Origin of the sequence: Pyruvatibacter sp., assembly GCF_040219635.1 — a bacterium.
GTDB lineage: Bacteria > Pseudomonadota > Alphaproteobacteria > CGMCC-115125 > CGMCC-115125 > Pyruvatibacter.
Map to the genome: position 1 here is coordinate 58,905 of NZ_JAVJSC010000004.1, position 14,404 is coordinate 73,308.

The 14,404-nt window shown below is 59.4% G+C and carries 13 protein-coding genes; 4 read left to right on the plus strand and 9 right to left on the minus strand.

Annotation, left to right across the window (positions count from 1 at the left end):
• Position 1: 1 nt before the first annotated feature.
• Positions 2–1,048: an LLM class flavin-dependent oxidoreductase gene (locus tag RIB87_RS09025; protein WP_350145742.1), complete on the plus strand. Its 1,047-nt coding sequence runs from the start codon at positions 2–4 to the stop codon at positions 1,046–1,048.
• On the opposite strand, the gene RIB87_RS09030 is transcribed toward RIB87_RS09025, so the two are convergent.
• On the minus strand, positions 1,045–2,310 hold the full coding sequence (locus tag RIB87_RS09030) for a NupC/NupG family nucleoside CNT transporter (RefSeq protein WP_350145744.1): 1,266 nt from the start codon (positions 2,308–2,310) through the stop codon (positions 1,045–1,047). The genes RIB87_RS09025 and RIB87_RS09030 overlap by 4 nt on opposite strands.
• Positions 2,311–2,482: 172 nt before the next feature.
• On the opposite strand from RIB87_RS09030, the gene RIB87_RS09035 reads away from it, so the two are divergent.
• Positions 2,483–3,385, plus strand: a complete 903-nt coding sequence (locus tag RIB87_RS09035; RefSeq protein WP_350145746.1) for an SDR family NAD(P)-dependent oxidoreductase — start codon at positions 2,483–2,485, stop codon at positions 3,383–3,385.
• A gap of 41 nt (positions 3,386–3,426) precedes the next feature.
• Here RIB87_RS09035 and RIB87_RS09040 read toward each other — a convergent pair whose 3' ends face one another.
• From RIB87_RS09040 to RIB87_RS09060, 5 genes are all read right to left on the minus strand, one after another.
• A complete protein-coding gene (locus RIB87_RS09040; protein ID WP_350145748.1) occupies positions 3,427–5,286 on the minus strand; it encodes an ATP-binding protein in 1,860 nt (619 codons plus the stop codon).
• Between the two features lie 111 nt (positions 5,287–5,397).
• Positions 5,398–6,606, minus strand: coding sequence for an acyl-CoA dehydrogenase family protein (locus tag RIB87_RS09045; protein WP_350145750.1), 1,209 nt, complete (start codon positions 6,604–6,606; stop codon positions 5,398–5,400).
• Between the two features lie 25 nt (positions 6,607–6,631).
• Positions 6,632–6,949 carry a putative quinol monooxygenase gene (locus tag RIB87_RS09050; RefSeq protein ID WP_350145752.1) on the minus strand — a complete coding sequence of 106 codons (318 nt, stop codon included), beginning with the start codon at positions 6,947–6,949 and terminating at the stop codon, positions 6,632–6,634.
• A gap of 27 nt (positions 6,950–6,976) precedes the next feature.
• The gene (locus RIB87_RS09055) at positions 6,977–7,273 is read right to left on the minus strand and encodes a putative quinol monooxygenase (protein WP_350145754.1); all 297 of its coding nucleotides are present in this window, start codon (positions 7,271–7,273) and stop codon (positions 6,977–6,979) included.
• Positions 7,274–7,369: 96 nt separating this feature from the next.
• Complete coding sequence (locus RIB87_RS09060; protein WP_350145756.1) at positions 7,370–8,173, minus strand: crotonase/enoyl-CoA hydratase family protein; 804 nt, start codon at positions 8,171–8,173, stop codon at positions 7,370–7,372.
• 166 nt (positions 8,174–8,339) lie between these two features.
• Between RIB87_RS09060 and RIB87_RS09065 the strand changes: the two genes are divergently transcribed.
• The gene (locus RIB87_RS09065; protein WP_350145758.1) at positions 8,340–9,743 is read left to right on the plus strand and encodes a sensor histidine kinase; all 1,404 of its coding nucleotides are present in this window, start codon (positions 8,340–8,342) and stop codon (positions 9,741–9,743) included.
• Between the two features lie 102 nt (positions 9,744–9,845).
• Here RIB87_RS09065 and RIB87_RS09070 read toward each other — a convergent pair whose 3' ends face one another.
• Positions 9,846–10,973 carry an acyl-CoA dehydrogenase family protein gene (locus tag RIB87_RS09070; protein ID WP_350145760.1) on the minus strand — a complete coding sequence of 376 codons (1,128 nt, stop codon included), beginning with the start codon at positions 10,971–10,973 and terminating at the stop codon, positions 9,846–9,848.
• 157 nt (positions 10,974–11,130) lie between these two features.
• Positions 11,131–12,318 carry an acyl-CoA dehydrogenase family protein gene (locus RIB87_RS09075; RefSeq protein WP_350145762.1) on the minus strand — a complete coding sequence of 396 codons (1,188 nt, stop codon included), beginning with the start codon at positions 12,316–12,318 and terminating at the stop codon, positions 11,131–11,133.
• Between the two features lie 302 nt (positions 12,319–12,620).
• On the opposite strand from RIB87_RS09075, the gene RIB87_RS09080 reads away from it, so the two are divergent.
• On the plus strand, positions 12,621–13,421 hold the full coding sequence (locus RIB87_RS09080) for an adenosylcobinamide-GDP ribazoletransferase (RefSeq protein ID WP_350145764.1): 801 nt from the start codon (positions 12,621–12,623) through the stop codon (positions 13,419–13,421).
• On the opposite strand, the gene cobA is transcribed toward RIB87_RS09080, so the two are convergent.
• Complete coding sequence (gene cobA / locus RIB87_RS09085; RefSeq protein ID WP_350146559.1) at positions 13,418–14,275, minus strand: uroporphyrinogen-III C-methyltransferase; 858 nt, start codon at positions 14,273–14,275, stop codon at positions 13,418–13,420. The two genes, RIB87_RS09080 and cobA, sit on opposite strands and share 4 nt — an antisense overlap.
• Positions 14,276–14,404 lie beyond the last annotated feature (129 nt).

Consider the following 14,404-nt stretch of genomic DNA (forward strand, 5'->3'; position numbering starts at 1 on the left):
TATGACCCTGCCCCGCCTGTCGGTTCTTGACCAGTCGCCCATTCGCGCCGGTGGTACTGCCGCGCAGGCACTTGGCGAAACAATTGATCTGGCCAAACGGTGCGAGCAGCTTGGCTATCAGCGCTACTGGGTGGCGGAACATCACAACACCAAATCGTTTGCAGGGTCGGCACCTGAAGTGCTGATCGCGCGGCTGGCGGCTGAAACCTCGCATATGCGCATTGGTTCAGGTGGCGTGATGATGCCGCATTATTCGCCGCTCAAAGTGGCTGAGACATTTCGTCTGCTCGAAGCGTTGTACCCCGGACGGATTGATCTGGGGCTTGGGCGTGCGGCGGGTGCTGAACCGCGCACGACGGCCGCCCTGATGCCCGGCCCCAAGGCTTATCCGCCGGAGGTGTTTCCACAGCAGGTGGAATTGCTGACGCAGTTTCTGGAGGATGCCACCGGGCTTGAGGGTGACAAGGGCGGTTTTCCGGCCAACCACCCTTACAAGGGTATTCACGCCAGCCCCACCGGCCCCGGCGTGCCTGAAATGTGGATGCTGGGTTCCGGCGGCGACGGGGCCATGCACGCGGCGCTGTTTGGCCTCAGCTACTGCTATGCCCACTTCATCAACCCGGACTCGGCGGTGCAGGCGCTGTCCACTTATCGTCAGCATTTCAGACCGTCCCGCACGCTCAAGGCACCCCACGCCGCCATGGGCGTATCGGTGATGGTTGCTGAAACGGATGAAGCCGCGCGGCGTATCTCCGCCAGCCGCAACCTGTGGGTCCTGGGGCTGATGCAGGGGCGCCACGCGCCCTTCCCATCCACTGAAGACGCACTGTCTTATCCGTACACGGACGAAGAAAGAGCGGTGATCGCAGGCATTGAGGCGCGCGGCCTAACCGGCACACCTGACAAAGTGCGAGACCAGTTGTTGACGATGGCCGCCGAGCATGACGTGGCAGAGTTCGCCATTGTGACCATCACTTATGACCACGCCGACCGTGTGAGGTCATATGAACTGCTGGCGGATGCGTTCGCGCTGCAAAAGGCAGCCTAGCCAACATTTTGGCCGACAATACCCACAACTGCGCCGGTCATGCAGGTGGCCAGCGTGCCTGCCACCAGCGCCTTGCCCGCGAGGCTGATGATCTCATCGCGGCGCTCAGGCACCAATGCAGTAAGCCCGCCGATCATGATGCCGACAGAGCCGGGATTGGCGAAGCCGCACAGGGCATAGACCATGATGAGGGTCGAGCGCTCTGACAATGTGCCCGGTTCAAGCCCGGCAAGTGCGAGATAAGCCAGAAACTCGTTCAGCACAGTCTTGGTGCCCATCAACGTGCCAGCAGTGCCTGCTTCTGACCACGGCACGCCCATGCACCACACGATGGGCGCAAACAGCCAGCCAAACACGCGCTGCAGCGTGAGGGGCGTGCCCGCGACATCAGGCACAGCGCCGAGCAGAATATCCACCAGCGCCACCAGCGCGACCGCGACAATCAGCATGGCGACGATCGACAGCAGCAGTTGCAGGCCGTTGGCGGTGCCCTGCACCAGCGCGTCCACGCTGCTGCGATATTCAAGGGCGGGCACATCGTCGCTGACGGCCGTGCTGGATTGGGTTTCGGGCACCATGATGCGCGCGATGATGAGCGCTGCGGGCAGCGAAATAATTGACGCGGTGATTATGTGCCCCAGCGCGCCGTCAATCTGGCCGCCGATGAGGCTGGCATAGAGCACCAGCACTGTGCCAGCCACCGTGGCCAGGCCCACAGACATCAGCGCGAAAAGTTCAGAGCGGGTGAGGCGCGCCAGATAAGGGCGGATGAGAATCGGTGCTTCCACCATGCCCATGAACACGTTGGCACCAGAAGCCAGCCCCAGCGCGCCGCCGATATTGAGCGTGCGTTTAAGCGCTGCAGACAGCGCGCCCACCAGCAGTGGCAGCACCCGCCAGTGCCACAGCAGGGCCGCAAGCGCTGAAATGACCAGCACAATGGGAAGCGACTGGAACGCAAGGCTGAAACCTGCTGCCGGATTGGTGGTTTGAAACGGGGTCGGGCCGCCGCCCAGATAGCCAAACACGAAGGATGTTCCCGCCCGCGTGGCCTGCATCAGCGCATCCACCACGCCGTTGAGAGCAAGCATGGCACTGCGCATGAACGGCACCTGCAGGAACGCAATGGCGATGATGATTTGCGCCGCGAGGCCTGCCGCCACCATTTTCGAGGCAAACAGACGGCGGTTTTCGCTCAACGCCCACGCAAGGGCAACGAAGACCGCGAGGCCGAAAAGGCTTTGCAGGGCCAGTAAAATCATCCGTCAGGCCTCGTTTCGGGGTGTGGCGCGGGCAGTGGGCGCGCGACTCGGTCATTACGCCAGCTTGACCGGACAAACGCAGGGATGCAAAACCCTTCCCAGCATTTTCGGGCCGTTGCGGAATGTATCCGCCGCCCCGGTTTCATCACCAATCAAGAGGACTTGTTTCGCCATGACCATTTCGTTTGAAGGTAAGGTCGCAATTGTAACCGGCGCAGGCGGCGGTCTTGGCCGCTGCCACGCGCTTGAGCTGGCGCGCCGGGGGGCCAAGGTTGTGGTCAACGATCTGGGCGGCTCGGTTGACGGGTCAGGCGGATCATCGGAAGCCGCCGACAAGGTTGTGGAAGAAATCAAGGCGCTGGGGGCCGAGGCCATTTCCAACGGCTCAAGCGTGACCGATGACGCAGGCGTGGCGAACCTCGTCAAGCAGACGGTTGATACGTTTGGCCGTATCGACATCCTCATCAACAATGCCGGCATTCTGCGCGACAAGAGCTTTGCCAAGATGGACCAGAAAGACTGGGACCTTGTGGTGGATGTTCATCTGGGTGGCTCCGCCAAAGCCACCAAGGCCGTGTGGCCGATCATGAAAGAGCAGCAGTATGGCCGCATCATGATGACGTCATCGTCATCAGGGCTGTACGGCAATTTTGGGCAGGCCAACTATGGGGCTGCCAAGCTGGGGCTTGCGGGGCTTATGAACACGCTCAAGATCGAAGGCCAGAAAGACAACATCAAGGTCAACACGCTGGCCCCGGTGGCGTTTACGCGAATGACTGAAAACCTGATGCCGCCTGAAGCCGAAGCGATGCTCAAGCCTGAGTTTGTGTCACCGGGCGTGATGGTTCTGGTGAGTGACGATGCGCCGACAGGTACAATCCTGTGTGCAGGTGCCGGCGTATTTGCCGCAGCGCAGGTTGTGGAAGCGGATGGCGTTTTCGTTGGCCGCGACGGGCTGACGGCAGAGCAGGTTCTGGAGAACTGGGACAAGATCACTGATTTTTCAAATGCCAGGCCGTTCTTCATGGGTGGCGAGCAGACCGGCAAGTTCTTTGAAAAGGCGTCAGGCAAGTAAGCCTGGCGTTATCAGCCGCTACGACGCAGCCGCAGGTGCCATCAGGCGCTTGCGGCTGTTTTCGTTTCATGACCACTCTTGGTCACGCGCTCAATTTCAGCCCGAAGCACATCGGTATCTATGGGCTTGGACACATATCCGTCAAAGCCCTGGCTCAGATAGGCCTCGCGTTGGCCCGCCATGGCATTGGCAGTAATGGCCAGAACCGGGATCTGCGCCCGGTGGCCTGGCAGTTTGCGGATTTCAGCGGTGGCAGCCACGCCATCCATCACCGGCATTTGTACATCCATCAGCACCACGTCGAACGTGCCATAGGCCACAGCGTCAACAGCCTGCTGGCCGTTCTCGACGATTTCACAGGTGTAGCCGAAGCGATCAAGGAACGCGCGCATCAGCTTCTGGTTGATGGGGTGGTCATCTGCCACCAGCACCCGCAGCATGGTATCCGATGCTGCCATCAAATCATCGGCAGTGAGTGGCAGAGGTGCTTCCTCAGGGGCTGGTGCAGCCTCGAAGAACCGACAGGGGATTGTGACCGCAAATGTCGCACCCGCGCCCTCCGCGCTCCGTAGACTTATCGTCCCGCCCATCAGTTCCACAAACTCCCTGCAGATGGTGAGGCCCAGACCGGAGCCGCCAAACCGGCGGGTGGTTGAGGCGTCTGCCTGGGTGAACTTGTCAAAGATGCGTTTGTGCGCTTCTTCCGGAATTCCAGGGCCGGTGTCCGTTACATCAAAGCGCAACATGCCATCTTCAGGTGCGCTGGCGGTGACCGCCACAGAACCGGTGGAAGTGAACTTCACGGCATTGCCGATCAGGTTTGACAGGAGCTGCTGCACCTTGCGGCTGTCAAGTTGCGCACGGGCGGGCACGTTGGTGTCAACCGTGACAGAGAACTCGAGCCCCTCGTCGCGCGCCCGCGGGCCCCACAGCGCTTCGAGGCCTTCAAGAATACGGCGCGGGCTTTCTTCGTCGGCGTCCAGCGACATACGGCCCGACTCGATGCGCGACAGGTCGAGCGTATCGTTGAGCAATGCCAGCAGGCTGTCGCCGGAACTGACGATGGTCTGCGCATAGCTGTGCTGCTCCTCAGACAGATCACCGCGCAGCAGCATCTGGGCCATGCCCAGCATACCATTCATTGGTGTACGGATTTCATGGCTCATCATGGCCAGAAATTCGGTCTTGGCGCGGTTTGCCTGGTCCGCACGACGCCGGTCGGCTTCGGCGGCCTGACGGGCTATTTCCAACTCGCCAATGAGTTCGTCCTTGTCGGCCTGCACTTCAAACACCGTTCGGTTCAGACGCAGATTGGCCATGGTGTTTCGCGCAATCAGGATAACCAGCACAATGCACAAACCTGCCAGTGCCATGTCGGCGGGCGTTTGTGCGTAAACCGTCGGCACTACCACTATGAGCGATGCAGGCACCATGCCGCTGGTGATCGCGATGCGCGGAATAGTACCGTTCTGGTTGGTGACAACCATCAATGAGCCGGCCCACGCAAGCAGCACGAGCATTGTGCAGACTGGATCGCCCGTACCGATTCCAAACAGCAGGCCGAACGACCAAACACACAGCGTGAAAAAAGATGCTGCCTGAAGCGTTGCGAGGCGGGTGGTCACATTGCGTGCCGAGGTGCGTTCGTAGGTCATACGCAGGCGAATGATGGCGAAAACGATCTCGGCCAGAAAGACACTGCTGACCCAGCCGATCGCTTGCGCATACAGGCCAACTGACGCAAACGCGAGCGCCAGCAGGGCCGCAAACAGGCCCGTACTGAGCAGATCGAGGCGGTGAACATCGAGATAATTCTCGACGCCGGCAATCGCCTCGTCCAGTTCAGCGCGGGTGCGCGGCCGGCCCCACAGGACCCGGCGAATGTCGTGCCAGCGTTTCATGACGGGCACAGTGCGCCAAAACGGGTTAAAAATTGATGCGGCTACGGACGAAAAAAGCCGGGACGCAGACAGCGCCCCGGCTTGATATCGTAAACGAAATGCTAAAGGGCCTTAAAGACCAAGTACAGCCTTGGCCATGATATTGCGCTGAATCTCATTGGAACCCGCATAGATCGAGGCTTTACGCAGGCTGAAATAGTAGGGAGCGACAGGTGGCGAATAGTCCGGACCCACCACATGCTCGTTTTGCAGGGCAAATGTGTCCTTCACAAACGGCATGCTGTAATAGCCGATGCCTTCCAGTGCCAACTCGGAAATAGCCTGCTGCAACTCAGTGCCGCGGCATTTGAGCATGGATGATTCAGGGCCCGGGTTCTGGCCGTTGGACATGGCCGAGAAAATGCGCAACTCGGTATATTCCATTGCGCGAACCTGAGTTTCGATGTCGTTGATCTTGGCCTTGAAATGCGGCTGATCGGCAAGCTGGCTTTCACCAACACTGGTATCACCTGCAATTTTACGCACCTTGCCAAGCGACCGCATGAGACCGGGCGCATAGGCGTTGCCGCGCTCGAACTCCAGCAGATATTTGGCGTAGGTCCAGCCTTTGTTTTCCTCACCTATCAGGTTTTCCTTGGGCACTTTCACGTCCTCGAAAAACACCTGATTGATTTCCTGCTTGCCTTCGGCGGGGCCATCCAGCGTCACCAGCGGCTCGACCTTGACGCCGGGGCTATGCATGTCGATCAGCAGGAACGAGATGCCGTCCTGGCGCTTTTCCATCTTCTTGGTGCGCACCAGGCAAAAAATCATGTCGGCGTGCTGCGCCTGCGTCGTCCAGATTTTGGAGCCGTTGCACAGATAGTGATCGCCCTTGTCTTCGGCCTTCATTTGAAGCGAAGCCAGATCGGAACCTGATCCCGGCTCTGAATACCCCTGACACCACCACACATTGCTGGCCAGAATATCCGGCAGATACTTTTGTTTCTGCTCTTCAGAGCCAAACTTCATGATGACCGGCGCCACCATGCGAATGCCGAACGGCACTGTCAGCGGCACACCAGCGGCTGACATTTCGCAGTCAAAAATATAATGCTGACTTGGCGTGAAGCCGGGGCCGCCATGTTCTTCGGGCCAGTGGGTTGCTGCCCAGCCCTTGGCGTGCAGGCGCTTTTGCCACGTAATATGATCTTCCTTGTCGAGATAGCCGTTCTTCGTGCGGGCCATCTTGCGGCGCAGATCGTCGGTGAAGGCTTCTGCGATGAATGCCCGCACTTCTTCCCGAAACGCATTGTCTTCGGCTGAAAAACTGAGATCCATGTGTGGCTCCCGATCCGTGTGCTGATTAACTGATGAAGTTGAAAAACTGTGAGTCCGGCGTGCCCGCAACGAGGGGTGCAAGTTTTGGCAGTCCCGCTTTCATGTGAGGCTCCTCGCGGTGCTTATCGAGCGCCGCCTGGTCCGCCCACTGCTCCATGACGACATAGGTTGCTGCCGTTTTGCCATCCTGCGATCGGGCCTTGTACAAGTCGTACATATTGCAGCCGGGCTCCCTGGCAAGTACGTGCGCGCGCATTGCCATGAAAACCTCTTCAAAGTCTTTTTCTTTTCCCGGCTGAACGGGGATGCGGACAATGCCGCCAACAATCGCGTTACCTGACATGGGCTTTACCCTTGAAACGGCGGCGCCTCACTCAACGGGGTCGAGATAGTCGAGCACTGGCGCACCACCCAGAACAGCGCCCAGCTTTGGTCCTGCTGCCTTGAAGTGTGCAGATTCGCCATGCGCCTTAAGCGCGTCTGCATCCTGGTAGCGTTCCATGATGACGTAGGTGGAGGCGTCTGCCTTCGAGCGATACACGTCATACATTTCGCAGCCTTTTTCATTGGCCAGCACCTGCGCGCGCAGATCCTTGAAGACGGCTTCAAACTCGGCTTCCTTGCCGGCCTGAATGATGAGGGTAGCGACGATGCCAACTGCGGCCATGATAGTTCTCCCGTTTATGTTTTTCTGATTGTCAAAAATGCAATTCGTTGCGGACTTTATGGGGTTGCGGCCCGTTGGGCAATTACCTGTGCGGGCTTAACGGCCCTTATAGGTGGGCGTCCGCTTTTCAATGAAGGCAGACACCGCCTCCGCGTGGTCTTCCGTATGATGGGCCAGCGCCTGCATATTGGCTGACATGTCCATGATCTGGTCGAACGTTGTGGTCATGCCCTGGCGCATCAGGCGCTTGGTCATGCGCAACACGTGAGGCGGCTGACCTGCCATTTTGTCGGCCAGCGCGCGGGCCTCTGCCATCAACGTATCGTGCGGCACAACGCGGCTGACGAGGCCCCACTGGCAGGCCGTTTCAGCGTCAATCACGTCGCCGGTGAAAAACAATTCGGCAGCGCGTGCTGTTCCGATAACGCGTGGCAGCAGCCATGATCCGCCATCGCCGGGCACAAGACCGATCTTGAGAAAGGTCGCGCCGAAAATGGCTTTGTCGGAGGCAATGCGGGTGTCTGCAAGGCACGCCACATCATTGCCAAGGCCAATGGCCGGTCCGTTGACGGCGGCGATCATCGGCACTTCCAGCGACCACAACGACTTCACGATGCGGTGAATGCCGGTGTAATAGCCGCGTGCAATATCCACGCCCGGCCCGCCAAAGCTGCCGGCTTTCTGATTCATGGCCTTGATGTTGCCGCCCGCTGAAAACGCCTTGCCTGCGCCGGTCAGAATGACCGCGCGAATATCAATATTTGCGTTGATCTGCTCTGCAGCGGCGGCAAAGGCCGGGCCGTCTTCCGGCTCGCCCAGCGCATTGCGCGCATCGGGACGGTTGATGGTGAGAGTTGCGACGTGGCCATCAATTTCAAGCAGCAGCGGATCGGCAGACATTGCTTTACGTTCCTTAACTATTGGCGGGCCGGTGGGGATTGAAAAACATGACCCGCCTGCCCGTTGGACGAAGCGGTTGTTAACACATTTTGGGCCATGCTGTTCAACGTGCTGTGGACACCGCGCCTGCAGCATTGTTTGCACATATGCGATGGAGCCCGCACCCGTGATCCCGCCTGCAGATATATCATGCCGCCAGGCTGAGCGTTCTCAACTGGGCTACTTCGTCCAGAATATGTCGCCGACAGCCTATATGGTGCCGATGCTGATGTGCGGTGTGGCGGGCATTTTGATGTTCTGGGCACCCCCCTGGGCTGCTCTGGTCTGGGCGCTGGCGGCGGTAAGCAGCTACCTGGCCTTCTATTTTACGTGCAAACGCTTCAACCCGGCCAAGGCGACACAAACGCAGTTTGACCAGTGGGCGCGGCGTGTGGCCGTGCTCAACACCATTTCAGAAGCCGTTTGGGCCTCGATGGTTATCTGGTTCTGGGTGCCGGGAGATGTGTTGAACAATGCATTCTTGCTGGGTGTTATGGCGGCGCATCTGGCGATGGCGATCGGGCATTCATCCATTTATCTGCCCCTGCTCTATTCGTCGCTGTTCGTGCCCGCAGCCGCTCTGGTCTTGCGTCCGCTTTCAACCGGCGACCCGATGCTGATGTCCGTCGGCGCTGTGGCCGCGCTGTATACGTACTTTTTGCTGATGATGGGCAAAGGCATCAACCGCACGTCAACGGCCATGCTGGCACTGCGCGATGAAAAAGACGCGCTTATCCACAAGCTGGAGACAGAAAAGGTTGTTGCCGAGGAAGAACGCTCCAGGGCCGAGGAAGCAAGCCAGACCAAGTCTGCCTTTCTCGCCAGCATCAGTCATGAGCTACGTACGCCTCTCAACGCCATCATTGGCTTTTCAGATGTCATGCGGGCTGAAACATTCGGCGCGCTTGGTCATGACAACTACAAGCAGTATGCGGATGATATTCATGGCAGTGGCCGTCATCTGCTGTCGCTGATTGACGACATTCTTGATCTGGCCCGCATCGAGGCGGGGCGCCTTGAGCTTGACGAAGAGCCTGTTGACCTTGGCGAGATCGCCCAGGAATGCCTGCGCATGATCGAGATTTCAGCCACCAATCGCGGCATCAAGCTGCGGGCGGATATGCCAAAGCACGCGCCGCGTATTCTGGCGGACAACCGGGCGGTGCGGCAGTTGTGGCTCAACCTTGCGTCCAACGCGCTCAAGTTCACTGATACAGGCGGGCAGATCACCCTGTTTGCCAATATCACTGAAACCGGAACCATCCGGTTCGGTGTGGATGATACCGGCTGCGGCATGGATGCGGATGAACTGGCGAAGGTCATGGATGCCTTCACCCAGGGCAACTCGCGGTCGCGCACCGGCGAACGGGGCACCGGCCTTGGGCTGGCCATCGTCAGCGGGCTTGTACAGGCCCATGGGGGCGAAATCACGCTTGAAAGCGCCGTTGGCAGAGGGACGCGGGCTACCGTCACCCTGCCCCGTGCGCGGCTGATCATCAATGAACTGGCACCGTTGCGGACTATTGCCTGATCCGGTGAAGGCCGCCAGATGCACAACAAAAAACGGCCGCTCCGACTTAGGAGCGGCCGTTCTTGTGTTTGGTCTGCCTTGTGTTTGGTCTGCTGTACGCCGTTAGGCAGCGTCGGCGTAGCGCTTGAGGTGATAATCGACGTTGCCAAGCTGGGTGTCGATCATGGTCAGGCGCTTGAAGTAATGGCCGACACGCAGTTCATCGGTCATGCCCATGCCGCCGTGTAGCTGCACAGCCTGCTGGCCGACAAAGCGCCCGGCTTTACCGATCTGCACTTTGGCGGCAGACGCAGCCTTCTTTCGCTCAACATCGTCTTCGTCGAGTTTCAGGTTCACCATGTAGCTGATGGAAACTGACTGCTCATGATTCATGAACATGTCCACCATGCGGTGCTGCAGCACCTGGAACTTGCCGATGGGCACACCAAACTGCTTGCGGGTCTTGCAGTACTCAACAGTGTCGTCCACCAGCATCTTCATGCAGCCACAGGCTTCTGCTGCCAGCGCGCCAATGCTTTCGTCGCTGATCTGCTCAACGAGAGCGAGGCCGTTATCAACCTCACCGATCACGGCGTCCGCGCCGACCTTCACATTCTCGAAGGAGATTTCAGAGGCGCGTGCGCCATCCACCGTCGGATAGTCGCGGGTGGAGACGCCGGCCGCTGACTTGTCGACGATGAACACCGTCACGCCCTTGGCATCGCGCTGACCGCCGGAGGTGCGGGCCGTCACAATCAGCTTGTCGGCCCATGGCGCGCCAAGCACCACGGCCTTGTTGCCGTTGATGACATAGCCGTCGCCGTCCTTTTTGGCGGTGGTCACAAGGTCGGCCAGGTTGTAGCGGCCCTGCGGCTCGGCATAGGCGAATGCCCACACGGTTTCGCCACCGATGATGCCGGGCACATGCTCTTCAATCTGGGCGGGCGTGCCGCGACGCAGGAAGCCACCTGCCTGCACCACTGTCGGGATGAACGGCTCAACCACAAGGCCCTTGCCGAACTCTTCCATCAGCACCATCACGTCGATGGGGCCGCCGCCAAGGCCGCCCTGCTCTTCGGAGAAAGGCGCTGCAAGCAGGCCAAGCTCAGCCATCTGCTGCCAGTTGTCGCGGCTCCAGCCTTCGTCGCTGGCGACGATTTTCTGGCGGGTGTCAAAGTCGTATTTGTCCTGAACGAACCGCTCCACGGAGTTGCGCAGCAGGGTTTGCTCTTCGGAGAAGGAAAAATCCATCGCTTCGGCGTCCTTCCTGTTTACAGGTGTTTTAAGCGGGCTGCTTTGTGCAGCCTCATGATCCAAATGAAAAAGCGTTTTTCTGTGTCCGGCGTTGGACGCGGCCAGACATTTAGCCCAGCCGCGCCCTTAAGCCAAACAGCGTTCACCCACGTGATTAGAGCCCCAGCACTGCTTTCGCAATGATGTTGCGCTGAATCTCGTTGGAGCCGCCATAAATCGACGTCTTGCGCATGTTGAAATAGGCCTGTGATGCCCCCAGCGCATAGTCGGGGCCGGGCAGTTCGTTTGAGCCTTCGCCGTTGGGTGCTGCAAATGGATAGGCGTAATTGCCCACAGCTTCCACGGTGAGTTCGGTAATGCGTTGCTGGATTTCGGTGCCCTTGATCTTGAGGATCGAGCTTTCAGGACCGGGGCCCTTGCCCTTGCTCTCCTGCGCCAGCGTGCGCAACTCGGTGAACTCAAGCGAGGTCAGGTCAATTTCAAGTTCGGCAATCTTGCGCTTGAAACTGTCGGTCTTGATGAGCGGCTCGCCGTCGATGGTTTCAGCACCGGCAATGGTCTTGAGGCGCTCGATGGCCTTCTTGGAGCGGGCCACCCCGGCAATGCCCGAGCGCTCATTGCCGAGCAGGAACTTGGCGTAGGTCCAGCCTTTGTTTTCCTCACCAATGAGGTTTTCAACCGGCACGCGCACGTCTTCAAGGAACACTTCGTTCACTTCGTGGCCGCCATCAATGGTGATGATCGGGCGTACGGTGATGCCCGGCGTCTTCATGTCGATGAGCAGGAACGAAATGCCTTCCTGCGCCTTCACTTCGGTGTCGGTGCGCACGAGGCAGAACATCCAGTCGGCGTGCTGGGCAAGGGTTGTCCAGGTCTTGGAGCCATTGACGACGTATTCATCGCCTTCCCTGACGGCGCGGGTGCGCAGGCTGGCGAGGTCTGAGCCGGAGCCGGGCTCGGAATAGCCCTGACACCACCAGTCTTCGCCGGACAGGATGCGCGGCAGGAACTTGGCCTTCTGCTCGTCGTTGCCGTAGTTGAAAATCACCGGGCCCACCATGGCGAGGCCGAACGGCAGCAGCGGCGATGTCTCAGCGCGTGCGCTTTCCTCGCCCCAGATGTAGCGCTGCGTCACATTCCATTCGGTGCCGCCATATTCCTTGGGCCAATGGGGAGCGACCCAGCCTTTTTTGTAGAGGATCTTGTGCCAGGCGAGGATGTCCTCCTTGCCCATTTCCTGCCGGTTCTTCTTCTTGCGAAGCTCGGCGGGGTAATTTTCCGCAATGAACTGACGTACCTCGTCGCGGAATGCCAGGTCTTCGGGGCTAAACTCAATATCCATCTCAATCCCTCCACGGTGCCGGTTTCACCTATGCGATCCATATCGCCCGGCGAAAAAAGGATGCCCATTGCACCCGGCAGCCAAGTCAATTTGACCAAACTCGATTCAGTGTTGGCGGGATATTAGCCCGCAGCGCTCATGTTTCAAGAAAACTGACGCGGGCGTCATAATGTGGCTCCCGCGCATCGCTGCCGATAGGGTGGCCATGACGCTACGTTTTGTGTGATGCGATTACGTCACATAACTTACAATTCTGTCGGCAAGAGACCTCAAAACAACAAAGCCGATCATTGGATGAGTGAATGACCGAGCCTGATACAAACGCGGATGACGGCTGGACCCTGCGCGCCTGGGGACAGGATTTTCATGCTGCTGCCTGCACGCTCACACGTTTGCCGCTGCCAGCACCGGCGGCGGATGTGGCACTCTTACCGCGTGTCAGGCGGGCTTACCCGATGGTGGGGGCGTTTGTGGGCCTTGCCGCGGGAGGCGTGTTTTTTGCAGCTCACGATGTTGGGCTGCCGCTTGCTGTCAATGCTGTACTGGCGGTTGCTGCGCTCATTCTTGTAGGTGGCCATATGGATGATCGCGGCAGCCGCGCGGCAGCGCCGTTGATGGTCGCGACCATGCTGAAAATCTCAAGCCTCTATGTACTTGGAAATGCAGCAACGCCTGGCGGCGGACCACACATGGTTGTACTGGCGCTTGTCGCAGCCGGTGCCCTGTCTCATGCGGCCGCTCTTTTGCTGGAGCCCGATGCGCAACAATCTGAGGACGACGACGACGACGACGACCGTGGCTCCAACGTCGTTATCATGCCGCCGGACGGCACGCAGATAACCGAAGCGGAAATGGACGAAGGAAATGGCCGCGAGCTGGGCGCACCGGCAACAGCAATTATTTTTGCGCTGGTGGTCACCGCCGCAGCGCTGGGGTTAATTGCCGGTGTCGTTGCAGCGGCTGGTGCAACAGCGGGCGCATGGCTTGCCCCGCGCATTCTGGCCCGCGAGATAGACGCCCAGACATTGCCCATGCCGCTGGCGCTTCAGCAATCCGCCGAAGTATGGGCGCTGATGGCGCTGGCGGTGTTGCTGAGTGTCTAGGATACCGCGTCTTTAAAAGCAGGGTTCACCAGATGATCCGTGCCCAGAGGGTCAGGATCCAGCGTTCGGCCTTGCGTCAGCGCGCCAAGCCAGTCCAGACCCTGACGCAGCTTCACAACTTCGCCGATACAGATGATGGCCGGTGCCTCCACCTGCGCCGCCGCAACGTCTGCCGCAGCAGCGCCAAGCGTTGTTTCCAGCACGCGCTGTTGCGGTGTAGATGCATTGCTGACAACGGCCACAGGCTCTGCTGCGTCGCGGCCAGCCTCGATGAAGCGGCTTGCAATTATGCCCAGATGTTTCATCGCCATATACAGCACAATGACCGGCGACCCTTTGCCGATGGCGTGCCAGTCCAGCCCGTCCGGCACCTCACCGGCGGCACTATGGCCGGTGATAAAGGTCACGGCCTGATTGGTGTCGCGATGGGTGACCGGGATACCCGCATAGGCAAGACCCCCGGTGCCTGCCGTAACGCCGGGAATCACCCGGAAGGGTATTTTGGCGGCCACCAGCGCCAACGCTTCTTCGCCGCCACGACCAAACACGAAGGGGTCACCGCCCTTGAGGCGCAGCACGCGCTTGCCGTCGCGGGCGAGTTCAATCAAGCGGTCTGAAATATCGCGCTGTTTGGGGCTGGGCTTGCCGCCGCGCTTGCCTGCAAACACAAGCTGCGCAGTTGGTTTGGCAAGCGCCAGAATGCGGTCGTCCACCAGTGCGTCGTAAACAACCGCATCGGCTTCCGCCAGGCCGTGGACCGCGTGAAGGGTCAGCAGGCCCGGATCGCCCGGCCCCGCGCCTGCCAGCCATACCCATCCCGCATCAAACGCAGGCAGGCCGAAGCGCGCACGCATTTCGCCCGGCAAAACACCGGCGGCAGGTCGAAGCTGGGTAGGTTTGTCAGTCATCAGCGAAACGATATTATTTCCACTATTTTTGTGTGATTAAAATTGTACCACACTTGGGAATAGATAAATACTCCC